A 15,897-nucleotide genomic window follows, 5' to 3' on the forward strand; every position below is an offset into this window, starting at 1 on the left:
GAGGGTCGGTTGATGTCGTCGAAGGGCAGGACGGACACCTCGTAGCGGGTGGCCTCGACGAGGACGGGCGGTGTGGTGTGGCCGAGGGCGGTGCGGATCTCTCTCATCGTCATGGCGGGGCGGGCGGGCTGCTCGGGCATGTGGGTCTCCTTCAGACGGCGGGGGTGCGGGGGCGGCGAATGGCGGCTTCGAGGGCGGCGCGGTGCTCTGCCGCCTTGGGGTCGGGTCCGGGCTTGCGCTTGGTCTTGGTGCGGGCGCCACCGAACGTGCCGTCGGGGACGGCTTCGGCGAGGAGCCGGTCGAGGGGGCTCATGCGGCCATCTCCTCTGCTTCGAGGTACCGGCGGGCGTGGACGTCGGGCAGCGGGATGCCGTCGGTGTGGCAGGGGGTCCCGGGGTCGACCTGACAGTGGGGGCAGCAGGCGGTGGTTTCGGCCCATGTGGTGCGGCGGGCGGGGTGGGTGGCTGCGAGGGTGCGGCCGCTGGAGGGGACGCGGCAGGGCTTGTGCTCGTGGGCGCCGCAGTGGGGGCAGGCCACGGACCGGGAGGGGTGCTGGCCGGCGCGCATGAAGTGGCGGAGTTCGGTGGGCATGGGGGCGGTGTGTCGGCGGTTCATGAGCGGTCCTTTCGGTTGAAGGGGCGGCAGCCGGCGCAGCCGCAGATTTGGCCTTGGTCCATGAACTCGGGGTGATCGGTGGTGACGAGCCAGTCGCGGTAGTCCTGAAGAGCCTTCTCCCAGGCTTCTGGCGGGTGCTGGACGGCCGGTTGCTCCGGGCGCCGGGTTTCGGTCGGCCAGGCGCCTGGAGGGCGCCCTGTGGGCCTTGCGCGCGGCTTCTGGGGTTCGGGCTGGGAAGGCTTGCGCATCTGGCCGCGGAGGAAGCTGCGAAAGTCGCCCTCGCGGCGCATCGCGGCGACGTCGTCGACGTCGAAGTCATCACTCACCGCGGGCCTCCTCGCGGGCGGCCTCCTGGTTGGCGATGATCCGTTCCAGGCTGGCCAGTGCGGCCCTTCGCCTCTGCTCGATCTCCTCGGGCGTCTCCCGCGTCACGGGCTCGCCGGCTGCGGCGCGGCGTCGGGCCGGGTGGATGACCTTGCTTGCGCGGCTACGAAGAGCTGACTTGCAGGGCCGGCCGATCGGGGCGCCGCACGCCGGGACGGGGCATTCGATGCTGAGGGGGCCAGGCCGCCGCACGGCAGCCACTTCCTTGTCGTCGCCCGGCATCGGCTGGCCGAGGCTGTCGAAGCCGAACTCGTCCTGGAGGCGCTGCAGCACGTTGGGGTGGAAGCTGCCTTCGAGGGCGGGCACGTCGATGGGTCCTGCGACCCGCCCGGAAGCAACGGCCTTCATGGTGCGGCGGTAGTTGGCGAGGTACTGCTCGCCGGTCTCGTTGGGGTCGCCTTCGTAGACGAAGTTCTCGAGGCGTTCCTTGCGGATGATGTCGCGGTGGCTGCGGACGTCGTGAGGCTGGATCCACAGTCGCTGGCCAGCCTCCTTAGGCGGGGTGCCGTAGTACCGGGCGACGGCTTCGAAGCAGTCCTCGTCGAGGGGTACGTCCTTGAGAGATGTCGCCCAGGCCCGCATGGCGATCTGGGAGGGCTGACGGTTGTCGAATGCGGCGCATGCGCCAAGGAGCTTGGCTGCTTCGTCGGGGTTCACTGGTTCTCCTCTCCTGAGGCGAGGGCCAGCCAGCCGGCGACCTTGGCGTCGGTGCCGGTGAGCGCTTGGCCGTTGGGGAGCTGGATGACGTTGCTGCCACGTCGTTCGCTGGCGCGCTTGGCGGAGTCGCCGAGCCACTTGCGCCAGGCCTCATGCCAGTTGCGCTTCATGCGGCCTTCGGCCCGCCAGTAGGAGATGAACTGCTGGGTCTCGAAGTCCGGGTCGAGCTGGGGGTAGGTCGAGGCGGCGAAGCGGCGCATGGCGTCGTTCAGGTGGAAGTCATCAGGGATGAGGTGAAGGCCGTCAGGCCGCTGCTGCTCGGGCGCCGCGGCGGGTTCGATAACGACGACCTCAGCCCCCCTCTCTTCTTCTGGGGCTGGGGTAGGGGAAGGGGCAGGGGCAGGGGAATGCGCGCGTGACGCGCCCGCGCGCCCGCGCGTAGAGGCTTTCGGACCCCCCTCGGCATCCCCCTGAGAAGGGGTATCGGAGGGGGTTTCCGAAGGGGTTGCGGAGGGGGTTACGGAACCCCTTCCGGAAGGGTCAGGGGTGAGGTCGCCGAACGTCTTCCGGAGAGTCTGGATGTGGGCCGAAATCTGTGCCCGGATCGACGGCCCATCCTCGCCGCGGTACTTCGTCGGCTCGTTGCTGAGCTCTTCGAGCGGGATGCGGTCCATCTCTTCGAGGAGGGCGCGCTGCAGGTGCTTTGAGGAGATCTCCAGAGCACCCGACACCATGGCGCCCATGACCTTCGGCATGCGCCAGACGCCGTCGTTGCGGACGAAGGAGCGGATGAGGAGTTCCTCGGTGTCTTCGTCCATGACGATGAACCGGGCGCCTTCGAGGGCCTGCAGGAGCTTCTCCAGCTCGATCGAGGTGAGTCCGCGGGCCTTGCGGGACCAGCGGCGCAGGGTGAGGTCGAGCAGGCCGGCGTGGTTGAGGTTGGGCTGGGAGATGAGGAACAGGTAGAGCCGCTGCTGCCGCTCGTCGAGTGCGAGGAAGTCGGCGTCCTCCCAGATGCTGGTGAGGATCCGGCCGTGGCCACGTGCCATGGGAGGTCTGCTTCCTGGAGTGGAGTGCGGGGAGAGGAGTCGGGACGCGGACTAGGCGGCTTTGCCCATGCCGCGGATGAGGTCGTGGACGTAGTGGGTGCTCATGCCGAGCCGTTCGGCGATCTCGTGCTCGGCGACCCCATACCGGTTGAGGCGGGCGATCTCCGACTTGCGGTAGGCGGCGATGTCGTCACGGTTGACCGGGTCGGCGGGGCCGATATCGGGTGTACAGGTGGGGTCGTCGATGTCATCCCAGGCGCCCGGCAGGACCCATCCCTCGCGGGAGGCGACCCGTCGGGCGAGGGCCCTGGCGTGGGAGGGCACGCCGCCCTGCTCGGGCGTCATGAGGATGAGCCGTTTGTAGGCGGCCTTGACCTTGCGGGCGGAGCCGGCGGTGACGTGCCTGGCTCGGGCCATGTCGCCGAGGGGGCGGGAGTGGATGCCGATCTGCGGGTGAAGGGCCGTGAAGCTCCAGCCCATGGCGACCAGCGCCTGGAGCCGTCGGCGGGTGCCGGTGGCGTCCACGCGGGCCCCGTCGGGGATGGGGCAGTCCTCTGCGCGGACGGCGAGAATCGCCTTGGCGGATTCGGCTCGCATCCGCGGGTTCGGGCGCTGGGCCAGCGTGCCGTAGACGACGCGGGCAAGGGTCGCGGTGGAGACGTTGGCGGCCTTGGCGATAGCGGGGGTGCTGGCTCCGGCAGCGCGGAGTTCGGCGATGTGCGCGCGGACGGGCTCAACGTCGACGAGGGCCTGCCAGGTGCCGTATCCCACCTGGCGGTACCGGTTGCGGGTGTAGGTGTTGGCGCGGGCGCGACACTCGGGTCGCTGGCATCCGAACTGCTTGACGCAGTAGAGGTTGCGGTGGTGCGGGGCTTCTCGGCGGGCGGTGGTCACTGATCTGTCTCCTTCCGGTGGCTGGTGTCGGTGGTGGCGTCCCAGATGGCTTGGCAGGTGCGGAGGCTGTCGACGGCTTCCTGCATGCGGCGCTGGGCCCGGTAGTGGGCGACGTCGGCTTCGACCTGTGCGGGGGTGCGGACGAGGCCGCCGTGGCTGCTGGCCCAGGTGACGAGCGCGACGCCGGCGAGGAAGACGAGGCAGACCCAGGTGACGGCGGTCATGCGGCGACCTCCGTGGGGGCGCGTCGGCTGCGGCGCTGCTCGGCTATCCGCTGGCCCTTGGCGCCCAGTCGCCAGACGCCGATGCGGTGGCCGTGGGTGTTGGCGAGGGTGGAGGGGACGACCCGGCCGGTGTGCTCGATGACCCCGCCGACGCGGAGGCTGTTGATGACGGCGCCGAGGAAACCGTGGGCGAGGTCGGGCAGCACGTCACGCAAGTCGTTCGCGGAGAACTCGTCGTGGCGGGTGCCGTAGTGGAAGACGGCCTGCTCGACGAGGAAGCGGTCCCACGAGGACTGGTCGGCGATGTCCTCGAGCAGCAGGTCCTTCTCGGCGGAGGCGAGACGCTCGGCCGGGGAGAGGCGGCGGGTCATGTCTTGTCCCTTCGGTGGCTGTGCCTACGACTTAGTTCTTTGGGGGTGGCGGCGATTTGTGACGTGGGACTTTCATGGAGGGGTGGCTCGCCCCGATTGCCGCGGGGCGAGCCGCGGTGTTACTGGGCGGGGCTGTTGCGGAGCCAGTCGAGGACGGGCTTGGCTATGTCGCGGGCGCCGTCGGGCCGTTCGAGGATCTGGTTGTGGAGGGCCGGGCAGCGGGACTTGAGGAACCGCAGCCGGTTGTCGATGTTCATCTCGGCGGCGATGTCGAACTCGTACTCGATGCCCTTGCGCTGCTCGGCGCGCATGCCAACCATCACGGGCTCTCGCCGACCGCGGGCGTTCTCCTGAAGAACCCACTCGGTCTGGGACCGCATCGTGGCGACGACGTGGCCGGGGTAGGTGAGGATCGCCTCGACCATGTCGTTCTGGAGCGGAGTGCCTTCCTTCCAGCCAGCGAAGCTGTTGCCGCCGTACCGGCTGGCGGCCTTCTCGACCTGGTCGAGGGTGCCGTCGGTGCCCTTCCAGAAGTGACTGAGGGAATCGACGGTGATGACCGGGTATCCGGCCTTCGCGGCGGCTTCGAGTGCCTCGATGAGGAGGCGGGGGTCGTAGCGCTCCATTTGGAGGGTGTCGAACTGGATGCCCCGCTCGCCGACGTACAGGGAGGAAGCGCCGTTCTCGGTGTCGATGACGCCAAACCGCTTTCCTTCGGCCAGGCCCCAGGCGATGGAGAGCCCGGTCCAGGTCTTGCCGCTGCCGGAGACTCCCTGAAGGCAGATTCGGGCCTTTCGGCCGTCCTTTGTAGCCGGCCGAAACCCGGGGCTGCTTGCGGTGGTGGGCTGGTCCTGGCGGGGCTGTGCCCGACGGACGGGCGGCGGGAGCTGAGTCACGAGATCTCCTCGATGGCTTTCTTCTCGGCCCACGGCGGGAGCGAGATGTGCAGGGTGGTGGGGCTGTAGGCGGGCCACTGGCCGGTGGCCTGGCAGAGCCGGTAGGTGTGGGCGGCGCGCGCGTTGTACTCGGCGCCAATGGCGCGGGCCGGGAAGTCGAGCTCGACGACCTGGACGAGGTACGGAGGCTCCTTCTCCTGGAAGATGAACTTGAAGGAGCTGTTGGGCGGGATGAGGCCGAGCTCGATGGCGATGCGGCGGTAGTGGGCGTCCTGCTGGTGGTAGCCGTGCTCCCAGACGGTCTTGGCGATGGCGTCGGGGTGGACGGAGCGGGTGGTTTTGTAGTCGGTGATCTCGTCGTTGCGGAGCCAGTCGAAGCGGGCGCGGTGCCAGGTGCCGTGTTCGTCGGGCCAGAACGCGGACTGTTCGGCGATTCCGCTGCCGGGCTGGAGGAGGTCTGCGGCTTCGGCGTGCCGGGAGAGGACGTCGGCCATGTCATCGATCCGCTTGCGGGCTTCGGGCTTGAGGGGCACGTTGCCGGCGGCTCGTATGGCGGCGACCTTGGCTTTGGTCTCTTTGGTGTCCCACCGGTCGGCATCGACGACGACGAGCTCGGGTCCGTCGCCGAGGACGACGGTGTGGGCTGCGGTCCCGAACTCGTAGGCGGGCTTGTAGGGCTCGGGGTGGTCGAGGAAGTGCTTGAACCGGGCGGGGCAGTCGGTGAGGCGTCGGATGCCGGTGGAGGAGAGGCTGCCGCCGGGGATGGGGTCCTGGTGGTACTGCTCGGCGGGGATGTCGTACAGGCCGGGCTCGACCTCGTCCCCGGCGGCGGTCACCGGGCGCCCTTCTGCTCGGCGCAGTCTTCGCAGCGCGGGCCTTCGGGGGTGCGGACGAACGGGCCGGCGGTGTCTCCGCAGGAGCAGGTGATCACGCGGCGACCTGACCGGCGGCGATCCGCTGGAGGTGGTGGACGCCGTTCGGGTCGTACTGGATGGCTACGACGGCAGCCACGTAGTCGGGGAATCCGGCGGCGAGCTTGTCGCGGTTGGCCGGGTCGGCCATGTCGATGGCGGTGATGAGCTGCTCGGTGAAGCTGCCGGCCTGGTAGCCGCCGTCGCGGCCGTAGTGGAAGAGGACGTGCGCCGCGGTCTCGGCGGGGATCTGGTGGTCCATGTCGGTCTCCTTGAGGGTGTGGGGTGCCAGGCCACCCGGCATGGGGGCGGGGCGGGTGGCCTGGCTGGCGTGGAGCCGCAGGGCTCGACACGCCGCTTGGGGGCTAGGCGGCGTAGTGCTCGGGGTGCACGATCCGCATGACCTTGTCGAAGGCCTCGTTGAACGTGTCGGTGTCGAGGCCAGCGAACTTCGAGGACTGGGCCATCGCGCTGATGACGGCGAGCCCGTCGGTGGCGTCGCCCTCGTGGTAGGCGGCGGCCTGCCGGATCTCGTCGTCGGTGTACGTCGACGGCAACGGCTCGTAGTGCTCGGGGAGCGTGGCGCTGGCCTCGTAGCTGATGAGGAACTGCAGCTCGTCGAGGCAGGCAGCCACCTCTTCGTCGCCGCGGATGTCGTCGGCGGAGCGGGTCCAGTCGGTGAAGTCGGAGATGAGCCGGGCGGTGTCCTTGGCGTGCTGCTGGTCGCGGCAGTAGGCGAGGGCGAGGCCGGAGTGGTGGGCGAGCCGCCACTTGTTGGTGTCGGGGACCTGGTAGGTGAGGAGGCCGGGGGCGGCCTCGATGGCGTTGGCGGTGGGGCGGGTGCTGAGCATGGGGTTCTCCAAGGGGTTGTGCGCCGGGGCGGCGGGTTGGGGTCACCGCCGGCCCGGCGGGTTCAGGCGGCCTGCGGGGCGTGGATGGGGAGGAGGTGCCCGGCGGCGTAGCTGGCGCTGACCACGGGCAGGCCGTGGGTGTCGATGAGGTGGTCGGTCATCTGCTCGGCGCCGTCGCTGTGCGGTCGGGTGGCGATGCGGTGGGGGCACTGCGGCATCGGGCAGCGGTAGTACTGGTCCATCACGTCTCCTTGGAGAGGTGTCGCCCGAGGAACAGCAGGGCGAGGGATGCGGCGAGGGTGGCGCCGACGGCCCGGGCGGTGAGGAGGCGGGTCACTGGTCGCCTCGCACGCTGTCGGGGATGTCCATCAGCCCGGCGAGGATGCTGGCCCCCAGGTCGGGGTCGGTGATCCAGGCGGGCACCACGGTCCGCGGCGCCAGGTCGAGGCCGGCGAGGAGCTGGTGGCCCGCGGCGGGCGGTATCTCCGGCGCCGACAACAGCGGCGACAGGACATCCACCACCGGGCGGGTCATGAGACGGGTCCGTCGGGTGCGTACAGGAACTGGAACAGCGCCTGCTGCAGGTCCCTGTGGTCCAGGCCCTTCACGATCGGCGGGTAGCCGTGCCGCTCCAGAACCTCGGCGACGTCACGGACGAGGCCGAACGTGAACCGAGGGTCCTTGGCCGGGAGCGGACGGGTCGGGAAGGCGCGCTCGCTCACGACGCCACCGCCTTCGACTGGGCGAGCTTGGCCAGCCCGTAGCGGGTCAGCTCGTCGTAGCGGCGGATCCCCCACACGATCGCGTGGCAGGCCCAGAGGAACTCGGGCTTGTAGTCGTGGAAGTCCCACTCCCACAGGTCGCTGAAGCCGTACCCCTCGTAGGCGAAGTCCTCCAGAACCCTTCGCGCCTGGTACTCCTCACTGAGGTCGTCGTTGAGGACCCAGGTGCGGAGTTCCTTGCCGGTGCCAGCGGGCACACCGTTCCATCGGGCGTCTTCGATGAACTGCTCGACCACGCGCTGCCGGAGCAGTGTCTCGGAGTACTCGCGCACCGACCGTCGGCCGCCGCCGAGCTTCTCTGCCCAGTAGTGGGGGTTGATCCCGCCGTTCCGGCTCCGGAAGAAGGTGAGCATGTCCTCGACTCGGGTGAAGACGTAGTCCTCGCCGACGTCGCCCCGGTAGGTGAGGCTGCCGGGCCAGGTGACGATGTCGAACCAGTACTCGCTGGTGCGCGGGTTCATGAACCGCAGGTGCCGGTAGAGGCCGTCGCTATGAAGGACGGTCATGCTGTGACGTGCGGTGGCGTCGTTGAACCGGGCGACGATCTCCGGGTAGTCGCTCATCGGGTTCCTCGGGTGTAGTCGCGGCCGGCGAGGTCGGGGTCGATGTCGAGGAAGGCGTGCCACTGGTCCCAGTGGGCGCCGTCGGGGTCCGGGTTCTTGGCGCGGGCGTGGGCGCGGATCTCGGCGATCTGCCGCTCCAACTGGCGGGTGCGGCGCGCGGCGATGCGACGGTCACGCTCGGCCCACAGCCGGTCGGCCTCCGCCTGCATCTCGTCGGTCGGCACGTCCAGGCGCTCGATCGGGTTGATGCTCATCGGGCGACCTGCTTCGGGGTGACGACGAGCTTCGGGTTGTATGCGGCGAGGGTCTTGTTCGCGCGGGCCAGGTCGCCGAGCGCGTACTCGCGGGCCTCGGCGTACTCCGGCTTGCGGCAGAGCGAGACGTTGTAGGCCTGGTTCGTCGCCTCGACCTCGGCGCGAAGCACGTGCTCCGGCACCTGGGAGCCGATCAGAACCGCGACCGCGTCCGGGATCGGGACGGGCACCAAGTCGAGGTGCGCGTGGTTGAATCGAGACATGTGAAGCCTCTTCCTTGGGTTGAGTGAGGGGTGGAGCTAGGGCCGGCTGCCGGTGTGTGAGAGCCCGGCGGCGGCCCGCATAGCCGCTAAGCGGCGAGGGGGCGCGGGCTGAACTTGTGGGGCATGACCTCGCCGTTCTCGATGACCCAGCGGATGTGCTGAGCGGTGAGGCGAGGCGTCTTGCCGATGCGGGTGAACGGGATCGTGCCAAGCTGGATCTGCTCGGTCACCCAGTTCTCGGTCTTCCCGAGGTGCCGGGCCGCGTCGGCCGGCGAGTACGTGCGGATCTCGGCGTCGATCTCCACCGTGAGGTTCTCCACGGCTCGGACGAGGCGCTCCAGGAGCGAGGCGTCGAGGTTGTCGTTGTCAGGCACGGGGGCCAGGGAAGTCTTCCTGGTCACGGGTCTTCTCCCTTGTGATGGCTTCGATGGGCACCGCCAGTGAGGAGGCGATGCGGCCGAGCGTCTCGGGCGAGGCTCCGTCGTCCTCTCTCTCGATGTGGGAGAGGAATCCGGGGCTTCGCTCTATGAGGTGCGCGAGCCGTCGCAGGCTCAGTCCGCGTGCCTCACGGATGGACCTGATTGCGGCTCCGTTCGGTGTCACGACACCCAAAGTATGGGTGCCACTCCGGAAGCGCAAGTCGTTCTGCCGGTTTCTTTGGGTGTTACCCCGCCCAGGGTGGGTGTTTTTGGGTGCACTCTGTGTCGAGGGGCGGCGTGTCGCGGGGCACGCAGTGCACGCGCCGGAGCTTGAAGAGGCAACATATTTGCGCCCCAGCGCCCCGATCGTTACAGGTCAAATGGGTGCCCCGGTGGGTGTGTGTTGCCTGAACTTCGTGCATCATGGGCCCATGGGCAGGGAGTGGAAGCGCCTCGCAAGGGCCATCGAGTCAACTCGGACCGCACGCAACCTCACGCAGGTGGCGCTTGCGCAGAAGGCGGGCGTCAGCGAGTCGACGATCCAGAACCTCGAGTCAGGAGCCGAGCGCACCCGCGTGCCGGCCTCACTGCACAAGGTCGAGCGCGCCCTCGGCTGGAAGGCCGGCTCCGGCGAACGCGTCCTGGACGGAGGGGACCCCGAAATCGAGGAAGAGTCTGCGGCAGCACCGTCGGACCTCCCTCTGCGGATCGTGCAGGAGCTCCAAGACGGCCCGCTCCTCGACACCAAGGTTCTCGACCTGTCACCCCTGGGCTCCCACGCTCGGATGATCGTCGTAGTCAAGGGCGACCCGGACGCCACCCCCGAGCAGATCCGCAACGATCTCCTCGCATGGGCCAAGGCTCAGCGACACCTGGAGAACCTGACCGTCGACGACGAGACGGACGAAACCACCAACTAGTCGCCACAGTTCACACACAAAGCAGCACCGACCACTCCCCCATTCACCCGTACATGTGATGTCATGTCGGGTACCAACGAGCGGGCCAACCTCGGTGGTACATGGGGGACCTATGTCACTCAGGGTTCTTCGGGTGTCAGGCATGCCGCATGGCGTTCAGGTGTGGCTTGAAGCTCGGAACGGTAAGCGGGTTCTCTTCGTGGACGAGAGCCTTTCGACGAGTGAACGTGCGCAACTGGTTGAAGCTGCATTCAGGGCGGCCTCAAACCACAAGGATCCTGCTGCCAAGTCTGAGCTCAAGCAGGGTCACACTGGATGACGGCGACGCCGGCAACCCCCATGCGCCGGCAAGCCGTTGACCAACCTGTCCAGTGAGGTGAACGTGGCTTTCTCAGAGAAGCGCGGCAAGGGCCGGGATGGCCGCATGCGCTACCGGGGCCGTTACAAGCTCCCCAACGGGAAGTGGGGGTCGGTTTCCCGCGATGACCAGGGGAACCCGTTCTACACCGCACGCTCGGCCGAGCAGTACGCCGCGGGTCTCGAAACCGACGTCAGGCGCAAGACGTTCATCAACCCCCGCGACGGACGTCTCACCGTGAAGGAGTGGGCCGACAAGTGGCTGACGTCCATTGACGTCGGACCTCTCAGCGAGAAGGAATACCGGCTTCGCTTGAAAAACCAGATCCTTCCCGAGTGGGGGCATGTGGCAGTGGCCGACCTCTCGCCGGTGGCTGTCGCCGCTTGGGAGAAGCGCCTCCGCCAGCAGATCTCAAAGAACTACGCAGATGGCGTCGTCTCTGTCTTCCGCACGATGATGGATGACGCCGTCACCGAGAAGCTCCGCGTAGACAACCCCGTAGCCACTCGGAAGACAGGCCGGCGCGGACGGTACCAGCCCAAGCCGAAGGACGAAAAGGTCATCGCAACACCCCGCCAAGCGCTGCTCATTGCGAGGAATGCGCTCGAGATGCGCGGCCTCAACGAGTATGCGATCGTCCTCGCCAGCGCCTACACCGGCCTTCGGATCGGCGAGCTCGCGGGCGTCCACCGTGACCAGCTCAGCCTGGACGACCCTAAACTCGGGCCTCGGTTGCACTCTGTCCAGCAAAGTCAGTACGTCGACGGGGTTTTCACCGAGATCGACAACAAGTACGACTCCGGTCGAGGACTGATCCTGCCCACGTTCCTTGCGGAGCTCCTGCGACTTCTCGTCGAGTCCCGCCCTGAGAGCGAGTGGGTGTTCACAGCCCCGAAGGGGGGACGCCTCCTGCGGGGCGGCGACTGGTACCGCGAGACCTGGCACCCCATCGTGGCCGGGCGGGCGCCTCGAGGTGTCGTTCGAGGAGCAAAGGCCAGAGCCGGGATCCGGCCAGTCCTTGGTGTCAGCGGCCTCACGCCTCACGGCCTGCGACACTCGCAGAAGGTCTGGCTCGACGAGGGCAACCATCCCCGGGTGGCCGTGGAGGCTCGCATGGGGCACGCCTTGCAGGGAGTGGAAGGGACCTACTCGCATGTGACGTTGGCGATGGAGCTTGCGATCGCGGATTACCTACAGCGCCTGTGGGAGGCATCCCTGAAGGTCGTTGTCCACCGCCGCGAGCTCGGCCCTTACCCTCCGTTCCAGCCTGGCCGCAGAAAACGATCTCCCAAAAATCTCCCATCGAGCTAACACGCCATCGGGACCCCAGTGGCAAGCGCCCTCCTTGATCGAGGAGGGCGCCCCTTTCAGTTGAGGATCTACGCGCGTTCTACTGGGCCATCTTGTCAGCGGATCGGCATGCCGGAGAGGGTGCGGGCGATGACCAGGCGCTGGATCTCGCTCGTGCCCTCGAAGATGGTGTAGATGGCGGCGTCGCGGTGCATGCGCTCGACCGGGTACTCGCGGGTGTAGCCGTTGCCGCCGAGGATCTGGATGGCCTGGGCGGTGACCTTCTTGGCGACCTCGCTGGCGTACAGCTTGGACATCGAGCCCTCGGCGGAGGTGAAGGGCTTGCCGGCGGTCGCCATCCAGGAGGCGCGCCAGACGAGGAGGCGGGCGGCGTCGATCTGGGTGCGCATGTCGGCCAGTTGGAAGGCGACGCCCTGGTTGTCGATGATGGGCCGGCCGAACTGCTCGCGGGTCTTCGCGTAGTCGAGGGCGACCTCGTAGGCGGCGCGGGCGGTGCCGACGGCCATGGCGCCGACGGCGGGGCGGGACGCCTCGAAGGTGGCCATGGCGGCGTTCTTGACCCGGTCGCCGCTCTTCGCCTTCTCCCGGGCGCGGGCCAGGCGCTCGTCCAGCTTCTGCTTGCCGCCGAGCAGGCAGTGGCCGGGGACGCGGACGTCCTCCAGGACGACCTCGGCGGTGTGGGAGGCGCGGATGCCGTGCTTCTGGAACTTCTGGCCCTGGGAGAGGCCGGGGGTGTTCGGCGGGACGATGAAGGAGGCGTGGCCCTTGGAGCCGAGCTCGGGGTCGACGACGGCGACGACGACGTGGACGTTGGCGATGCCGCCGTTGGTCGCCCAGGTCTTGGTGCCGTTGAGCACCCACTCGTCCTTGGCCTCGTCGTAGACGGCGCGGGTGCGCATGGAGGCCACGTCGGAGCCGGCGTCGGGCTCGGAGGAGCAGAAGGCGGCGACCTTGACGTCGTCGGCGTCGCCGTACATCTGCGGGACCCAGGTGCCGATCTGCTCCTCGGTGCCGTTGGCGAGGACGCCGACGGCGGCGAGGCCGGTGCCGACGATGGACAGGGCGATGCCGGCGTCGCCCCAGAAGAGCTCCTCCATGGTCATCGGGATGCCGAGGCCGGTGGGGTCGAAGAACTGCTGGGCGTAGAAGTCGAGGGAATAGATGCCGAGCTTGGCGGCTTCCTGGATGATCGGCCAGGGAGTCTCCTCACGCTCGTCCCACTCGGCGGCCGCGGGGCGCATCACCTCGGCGGCGAAGCCGTGGAGCCAGTCGCGCACCTGCTTCTGGTCGTCGTTGAGTTCGAGCGTGAACTCGCCCATGGTCCCTCCCAGCGGTATGTTACTTGCGGTAACAGCAGTCTGTTACCGGTGGGTAGGGCCTGTCAACCAGCCTCGGAGCGCTTCCTCCCCGACGGCGGCCGGACGGCACGGAGTGCCGCCCGGGTGTTACGTTGCGACAGCCTCAGGAATTCGTACGGGCGGGGAGACACGCTTATGGACACCACACACCGGACCACCACCGACCAGCACCGGACCGCCGACCAGCGGCGGCGCGAGCTGCTGGAGGCGGCGGACCGCGTGGTGCTCCGCGACGGCCCCAAGGCGTCCATGAACGCGATCGCCGCCGAGGCCGGCATCACCAAGCCGATCCTCTACCGCCACTTCGGCGACAAGGGCGGCCTCTACCGGGCCCTCGCCACCCGCCACACCGACGCCCTGCTGTCCGCGCTGCGGGCGGCCCTCGACGCACCCGCGGACCGGCGGCAGCGGGTCGAGTCCACCCTCGACACCTATCTCGCCTCCATCGAGGCCATGCCGCAGGTCTACCGCTTCCTGATGCACCCCGCCGAGGAGTCCCACCAGTCCGAGCAGGGCTTCGACGTCGGCCGCCACTCCGCCCCGCTCCTGCGCCGCATGGGCGAGGAACTCGGCCAGGTCATCGCCGAGCGCATCGACCTCGGCCCGGGCGGCGAGGCACAGGCCCGCATCTGGGGCCACGGAATCGTCGGCATGATGCACGCCGCCGGCGACTGGTGGCTCGGCGAACGCCCCTGCTCGCGGGCCGAGTTGGTCCGCGCCCTCGCCGACATCCTCTGGGGCCGGCTGGCCCAGGCCCAGGACCGCCCGGACGGACCCGGCTTCTAGGCGCCCTTTTTCTCGGCCTCCTTCGCCTCCGGGCGCTTTCAGCCGGACTCACAGCCCGGACGTCTCGGGCGCCGACGAGGGCCGAGCCGCCTGTCCTCAGCCCTCCAGCACCCCCACGCCGCTCCCCCACCGCTCCTTCCGGATCGCCCGCAGCAGGCGGCGGCGGGCGCGGCCCGTGACGTGGTCCGCGTAGACGCCGCCCGCCAGGTGGTCGCACTCGTGCTGGAGGCAGCGGGCGAAGAAGCCGGTGCCCTCGACGCGGACCGGGGTGCCGTCCAGGCGGACGCCCTCGACCACCGCGCGGTCGAAGCGCGGGGTCGGCGCCTCCAGGCCCGGCAGGGACAGACAGCCCTCCGGGCCCTGGAACACGTCCCCGTCGGCCTCCACCAGGCGCGGGTTCACCACATGGCCCAGATGCCGGACGTCCTCGTCGTCCGGGCAGTCGTAGACGAAGACCCGCAGCCCCACGCCCACCTGGTTGGCGGCCAGGCCCACGCCGTTCGCCGCGTACATCGTCGCGAACATGTCCTCGACGAGCCGGGCCAGCTCGGGCCCGAAGTCGGTGACGGTCTCGCAGGGGGTGTGCAGCACGGGCTCGCCGAGGAGCGTCATCGCTCGGACGTGGCCGGAACTGCCGGGGATCAGCCGGTTTCGCATGGGCGCAAGGGTACGTTCAGGGGTCAGCCCGCTCGTGGCGCGGTGCCGCGGTTCGGGCTGCTGGCCGGATCTCGATAGGCTGAGCCCGGACCGACGCAAGGAGGAACAAGGACGATGTCAGGCAGCAACTCGGAGCCGCTGTCGCCGCGCGCCAAGCTGGCCGTGACGGCGGGCAAGGCCGCAGCCGCGGTGTCGCGAGCAGCGGGACGCGGCAGCGGATCGGTGATCGGCGGCCGGGTCGCGCTGAAGCTCGACCCCGATCTGCTGGGGCGGCTCGCGCAGCATCTGGACGTCGTGCTCGTGTCGGCGACCAACGGAAAGACCACCACGACCCGCCTGATCGCCGAGGCGCTGCGCGCCAGCGGTCCGGTCGTGTCGAACGCGCTCGGCGCCAACATGCCCGCCGGCATCACGTCCGCCCTGGCGGGCGGCTCGGACGCCCGGTACGGCGTCATCGAGGTCGACGAGAAGTACCTCGCCGGGGTCGCCCGGGACACCACGCCCAAGGCGATCGCCCTGCTCAACCTCTCCCGCGACCAGCTCGACCGCGCCGCGGAGACCCGGATGCTGGCCGAGAAGTGGCGCGAGGGCCTCAACGGCACCAAGGCCGTCGTGATCGCCAACGCCGACGACCCGCTGATCGTGTGGGCCGCCTCCTCCTCCCCCAACGTGGTGTGGGTCGCCGTCGGCCAGGAGTGGAAGGACGACGCCTGGTCCTGCCCCGCCTGCGGCGGTGTGCTCCAGCGCCCCGGCGACGACTGGTTCTGCGGCGAGTGCGGCTTCCGCCGCCCCGCGCCGAGCTGGGCGCTCAACAGCGACCACGTGCTCGACCCGCACGGCTCGGCCTGGCCGATCCACCTCCAGCTTCCCGGCCGCGCCAACAAGGCCAACGCCGCCACCTCCGCCGCGGTCGCCGCGGTCTTCGGGGTGCCGCCGCAGGTCGCCCTGGAGCGCATGTACCAGGTGCAGGCCGTCGCCGGCCGCTACGACGTGGTCTCCTTCCAGGGCCGCGACCTGCGGCTGCTCCTGGCGAAGAACCCGGCCGGCTGGCTCGAAACGTTTTCCCTGATCGACCAGCCGCCGACCCCGGTGATCCTCTCCGTCAACGCGCGCGGCGCCGACGGCACGGACACCTCCTGGCTCTGGGACGTGGACTACGGCCGGCTGGCCGGCCACCCGATCATGGTCATCGGCGACCGCAAGCTGGACCTCGCGGTCCGCCTGGAGGTCGCGGGCGTGGACTTCCGCGTGTGCGAGACGCTCGACGAGGCCGTCACGGTGGCCCCGCCCGGCCAGATCGAGCTGATCGCCAACTACACCGCCTTCCAGGACGTCCGCCGCCGCGTCGGCAACTGACCCGACTCGACCTTCGCA

Annotated in this window: 26 protein-coding genes; 4 read left to right on the top strand and 22 right to left on the bottom strand. The window is 69.3% G+C overall.

Going from position 1 to position 15,897, the window contains the following annotated elements:
• Positions 1 to 151 precede the first annotated feature (151 nt).
• The 20 genes from ABZ135_RS34690 to ABZ135_RS34785 all read right to left on the bottom strand — a co-directional run bounded on the left by ABZ135_RS34690 (position 152) and on the right by ABZ135_RS34785 (position 9,317).
• Positions 152 to 313 (bottom strand): hypothetical protein, encoded by a 162-nt coding sequence (locus tag ABZ135_RS34690; RefSeq protein WP_356701658.1) that lies wholly within the window; start codon positions 311 to 313, stop codon positions 152 to 154.
• Positions 310 to 615 (bottom strand): hypothetical protein, encoded by a 306-nt coding sequence (locus ABZ135_RS34695; protein ID WP_356701660.1) that lies wholly within the window; start codon positions 613 to 615, stop codon positions 310 to 312. The genes ABZ135_RS34690 and ABZ135_RS34695 overlap by 4 nt, the downstream gene beginning before the upstream one ends.
• On the bottom strand, positions 612 to 941 hold the full coding sequence (locus ABZ135_RS34700) for a hypothetical protein (protein ID WP_356701662.1): 330 nt from the start codon (positions 939 to 941) through the stop codon (positions 612 to 614). Before ABZ135_RS34700 ends, ABZ135_RS34695 begins: the two co-directional genes overlap by 4 nt.
• Complete coding sequence (locus ABZ135_RS34705; protein WP_356701664.1) at positions 934 to 1,656, bottom strand: hypothetical protein; 723 nt, start codon at positions 1,654 to 1,656, stop codon at positions 934 to 936. Before ABZ135_RS34705 ends, ABZ135_RS34700 begins: the two co-directional genes overlap by 8 nt.
• Positions 1,653 to 2,705, bottom strand: coding sequence for a hypothetical protein (locus tag ABZ135_RS34710; protein ID WP_356701666.1), 1,053 nt, complete (start codon positions 2,703 to 2,705; stop codon positions 1,653 to 1,655). Before ABZ135_RS34710 ends, ABZ135_RS34705 begins: the two co-directional genes overlap by 4 nt.
• 51 nt (positions 2,706 to 2,756) lie before the next feature.
• Positions 2,757 to 3,599: a hypothetical protein gene (locus ABZ135_RS34715; RefSeq protein WP_356701668.1), complete on the bottom strand. Its 843-nt coding sequence runs from the start codon at positions 3,597 to 3,599 to the stop codon at positions 2,757 to 2,759.
• A complete protein-coding gene (locus ABZ135_RS34720) occupies positions 3,596 to 3,823 on the bottom strand; it encodes a hypothetical protein (protein WP_356701669.1) in 228 nt (75 codons plus the stop codon). Before ABZ135_RS34720 ends, ABZ135_RS34715 begins: the two co-directional genes overlap by 4 nt.
• Positions 3,820 to 4,194, bottom strand: coding sequence for a hypothetical protein (locus ABZ135_RS34725; RefSeq protein ID WP_356701671.1), 375 nt, complete (start codon positions 4,192 to 4,194; stop codon positions 3,820 to 3,822). The genes ABZ135_RS34720 and ABZ135_RS34725 overlap by 4 nt, the downstream gene beginning before the upstream one ends.
• 119 nt (positions 4,195 to 4,313) lie before the next feature.
• On the bottom strand, positions 4,314 to 5,090 hold the full coding sequence (locus tag ABZ135_RS34730) for an ATP-binding protein (protein ID WP_356701673.1): 777 nt from the start codon (positions 5,088 to 5,090) through the stop codon (positions 4,314 to 4,316).
• Positions 5,087 to 5,926: a PD-(D/E)XK nuclease-like domain-containing protein gene (locus ABZ135_RS34735; protein ID WP_356701674.1), complete on the bottom strand. Its 840-nt coding sequence runs from the start codon at positions 5,924 to 5,926 to the stop codon at positions 5,087 to 5,089. The genes ABZ135_RS34730 and ABZ135_RS34735 overlap by 4 nt, the downstream gene beginning before the upstream one ends.
• A 91-nt stretch (positions 5,927 to 6,017) precedes the next feature.
• Complete coding sequence (locus tag ABZ135_RS34740) at positions 6,018 to 6,263, bottom strand: hypothetical protein (protein WP_356701676.1); 246 nt, start codon at positions 6,261 to 6,263, stop codon at positions 6,018 to 6,020.
• Positions 6,264 to 6,366: 103 nt separating this feature from the next.
• A complete protein-coding gene (locus ABZ135_RS34745; protein ID WP_356701677.1) occupies positions 6,367 to 6,852 on the bottom strand; it encodes a hypothetical protein in 486 nt (161 codons plus the stop codon).
• 62 nt (positions 6,853 to 6,914) lie between these two features.
• On the bottom strand, positions 6,915 to 7,094 hold the full coding sequence (locus ABZ135_RS34750; protein WP_356701679.1) for a hypothetical protein: 180 nt from the start codon (positions 7,092 to 7,094) through the stop codon (positions 6,915 to 6,917).
• Positions 7,095 to 7,185: 91 nt separating this feature from the next.
• Complete coding sequence (locus tag ABZ135_RS34755; protein ID WP_356701681.1) at positions 7,186 to 7,386, bottom strand: hypothetical protein; 201 nt, start codon at positions 7,384 to 7,386, stop codon at positions 7,186 to 7,188.
• A complete protein-coding gene (locus tag ABZ135_RS34760; RefSeq protein WP_356701683.1) occupies positions 7,383 to 7,574 on the bottom strand; it encodes a hypothetical protein in 192 nt (63 codons plus the stop codon). Before ABZ135_RS34760 ends, ABZ135_RS34755 begins: the two co-directional genes overlap by 4 nt.
• Positions 7,571 to 8,197, bottom strand: a complete 627-nt coding sequence (locus ABZ135_RS34765; RefSeq protein WP_356701684.1) for a hypothetical protein — start codon at positions 8,195 to 8,197, stop codon at positions 7,571 to 7,573. The genes ABZ135_RS34760 and ABZ135_RS34765 overlap by 4 nt, the downstream gene beginning before the upstream one ends.
• A complete protein-coding gene (locus tag ABZ135_RS34770) occupies positions 8,194 to 8,451 on the bottom strand; it encodes a hypothetical protein (protein WP_356701686.1) in 258 nt (85 codons plus the stop codon). The genes ABZ135_RS34765 and ABZ135_RS34770 overlap by 4 nt, the downstream gene beginning before the upstream one ends.
• Positions 8,448 to 8,714, bottom strand: a complete 267-nt coding sequence (locus tag ABZ135_RS34775) for a hypothetical protein (RefSeq protein WP_356701688.1) — start codon at positions 8,712 to 8,714, stop codon at positions 8,448 to 8,450. The genes ABZ135_RS34770 and ABZ135_RS34775 overlap by 4 nt, the downstream gene beginning before the upstream one ends.
• 86 nt (positions 8,715 to 8,800) lie before the next feature.
• Positions 8,801 to 9,115 (bottom strand): hypothetical protein, encoded by a 315-nt coding sequence (locus tag ABZ135_RS34780; protein WP_356701690.1) that lies wholly within the window; start codon positions 9,113 to 9,115, stop codon positions 8,801 to 8,803.
• Positions 9,081 to 9,317, bottom strand: a complete 237-nt coding sequence (locus ABZ135_RS34785) for a helix-turn-helix transcriptional regulator (RefSeq protein ID WP_356701692.1) — start codon at positions 9,315 to 9,317, stop codon at positions 9,081 to 9,083. Before ABZ135_RS34785 ends, ABZ135_RS34780 begins: the two co-directional genes overlap by 35 nt.
• A gap of 247 nt (positions 9,318 to 9,564) precedes the next feature.
• Here ABZ135_RS34785 and ABZ135_RS34790 point away from each other — a divergent pair, with 247 nt between their 5' ends.
• Both ABZ135_RS34790 and ABZ135_RS34795 read left to right on the top strand, forming a co-directional pair.
• A complete protein-coding gene (locus ABZ135_RS34790; protein WP_356701694.1) occupies positions 9,565 to 10,053 on the top strand; it encodes a helix-turn-helix transcriptional regulator in 489 nt (162 codons plus the stop codon).
• A 382-nt stretch (positions 10,054 to 10,435) separates the two neighbouring features.
• The gene (locus tag ABZ135_RS34795; protein ID WP_356701695.1) at positions 10,436 to 11,722 is read left to right on the top strand and encodes a tyrosine-type recombinase/integrase; all 1,287 of its coding nucleotides are present in this window, start codon (positions 10,436 to 10,438) and stop codon (positions 11,720 to 11,722) included.
• Positions 11,723 to 11,817: 95 nt separating this feature from the next.
• Here ABZ135_RS34795 and ABZ135_RS34800 read toward each other — a convergent pair whose 3' ends face one another.
• Complete coding sequence (locus ABZ135_RS34800; RefSeq protein WP_356701697.1) at positions 11,818 to 13,041, bottom strand: acyl-CoA dehydrogenase family protein; 1,224 nt, start codon at positions 13,039 to 13,041, stop codon at positions 11,818 to 11,820.
• 174 nt (positions 13,042 to 13,215) lie between these two features.
• Between ABZ135_RS34800 and ABZ135_RS34805 the strand changes: the two genes are divergently transcribed.
• The gene (locus ABZ135_RS34805; RefSeq protein WP_356701699.1) at positions 13,216 to 13,866 is read left to right on the top strand and encodes a TetR family transcriptional regulator; all 651 of its coding nucleotides are present in this window, start codon (positions 13,216 to 13,218) and stop codon (positions 13,864 to 13,866) included.
• A 96-nt stretch (positions 13,867 to 13,962) separates the two neighbouring features.
• Here ABZ135_RS34805 and def read toward each other — a convergent pair whose 3' ends face one another.
• Positions 13,963 to 14,523: a peptide deformylase gene (gene def, locus ABZ135_RS34810; protein ID WP_356701701.1), complete on the bottom strand. Its 561-nt coding sequence runs from the start codon at positions 14,521 to 14,523 to the stop codon at positions 13,963 to 13,965.
• Positions 14,524 to 14,637: 114 nt separating this feature from the next.
• Between def and ABZ135_RS34815 the strand changes: the two genes are divergently transcribed.
• The gene (locus ABZ135_RS34815; protein ID WP_356701703.1) at positions 14,638 to 15,879 is read left to right on the top strand and encodes a MurT ligase domain-containing protein; all 1,242 of its coding nucleotides are present in this window, start codon (positions 14,638 to 14,640) and stop codon (positions 15,877 to 15,879) included.
• Positions 15,880 to 15,897: the final 18 nt, after the last annotated feature.

Source organism: Streptomyces sp. NPDC006339 (assembly GCF_040612775.1).
In the GTDB taxonomy this organism is placed as follows: domain Bacteria; phylum Actinomycetota; class Actinomycetes; order Streptomycetales; family Streptomycetaceae; genus Streptomyces.

Coding starts and splice junctions, on each gene's coding strand:
- ABZ135_RS34690 (WP_356701658.1), bottom strand. CDS start 313: ATGAGCCCCCTCGACCGGCTCCTCGCCGAAGCCGTCCCCGACGGCACG.
- ABZ135_RS34695 (WP_356701660.1), bottom strand. CDS start 615: ATGAACCGCCGACACACCGCCCCCATGCCCACCGAACTCCGCCACTTC.
- ABZ135_RS34710 (WP_356701666.1), bottom strand. CDS start 2,705: ATGGCACGTGGCCACGGCCGGATCCTCACCAGCATCTGGGAGGACGCC.
- ABZ135_RS34720 (WP_356701669.1), bottom strand. CDS start 3,823: ATGACCGCCGTCACCTGGGTCTGCCTCGTCTTCCTCGCCGGCGTCGCG.
- ABZ135_RS34725 (WP_356701671.1), bottom strand. CDS start 4,194: ATGACCCGCCGCCTCTCCCCGGCCGAGCGTCTCGCCTCCGCCGAGAAG.
- ABZ135_RS34740 (WP_356701676.1), bottom strand. CDS start 6,263: ATGGACCACCAGATCCCCGCCGAGACCGCGGCGCACGTCCTCTTCCAC.
- ABZ135_RS34745 (WP_356701677.1), bottom strand. CDS start 6,852: ATGCTCAGCACCCGCCCCACCGCCAACGCCATCGAGGCCGCCCCCGGC.
- ABZ135_RS34750 (WP_356701679.1), bottom strand. CDS start 7,094: ATGGACCAGTACTACCGCTGCCCGATGCCGCAGTGCCCCCACCGCATC.
- ABZ135_RS34755 (WP_356701681.1), bottom strand. CDS start 7,386: ATGACCCGCCCGGTGGTGGATGTCCTGTCGCCGCTGTTGTCGGCGCCG.
- ABZ135_RS34765 (WP_356701684.1), bottom strand. CDS start 8,197: ATGAGCGACTACCCGGAGATCGTCGCCCGGTTCAACGACGCCACCGCA.
- ABZ135_RS34770 (WP_356701686.1), bottom strand. CDS start 8,451: ATGAGCATCAACCCGATCGAGCGCCTGGACGTGCCGACCGACGAGATG.
- ABZ135_RS34775 (WP_356701688.1), bottom strand. CDS start 8,714: ATGTCTCGATTCAACCACGCGCACCTCGACTTGGTGCCCGTCCCGATC.
- ABZ135_RS34790 (WP_356701694.1), top strand. CDS start 9,565: ATGGGCAGGGAGTGGAAGCGCCTCGCAAGGGCCATCGAGTCAACTCGG.
- ABZ135_RS34800 (WP_356701697.1), bottom strand. CDS start 13,041: ATGGGCGAGTTCACGCTCGAACTCAACGACGACCAGAAGCAGGTGCGC.
- ABZ135_RS34805 (WP_356701699.1), top strand. CDS start 13,216: ATGGACACCACACACCGGACCACCACCGACCAGCACCGGACCGCCGAC.
- def (WP_356701701.1), bottom strand. CDS start 14,523: ATGCGAAACCGGCTGATCCCCGGCAGTTCCGGCCACGTCCGAGCGATG.
- ABZ135_RS34815 (WP_356701703.1), top strand. CDS start 14,638: ATGTCAGGCAGCAACTCGGAGCCGCTGTCGCCGCGCGCCAAGCTGGCC.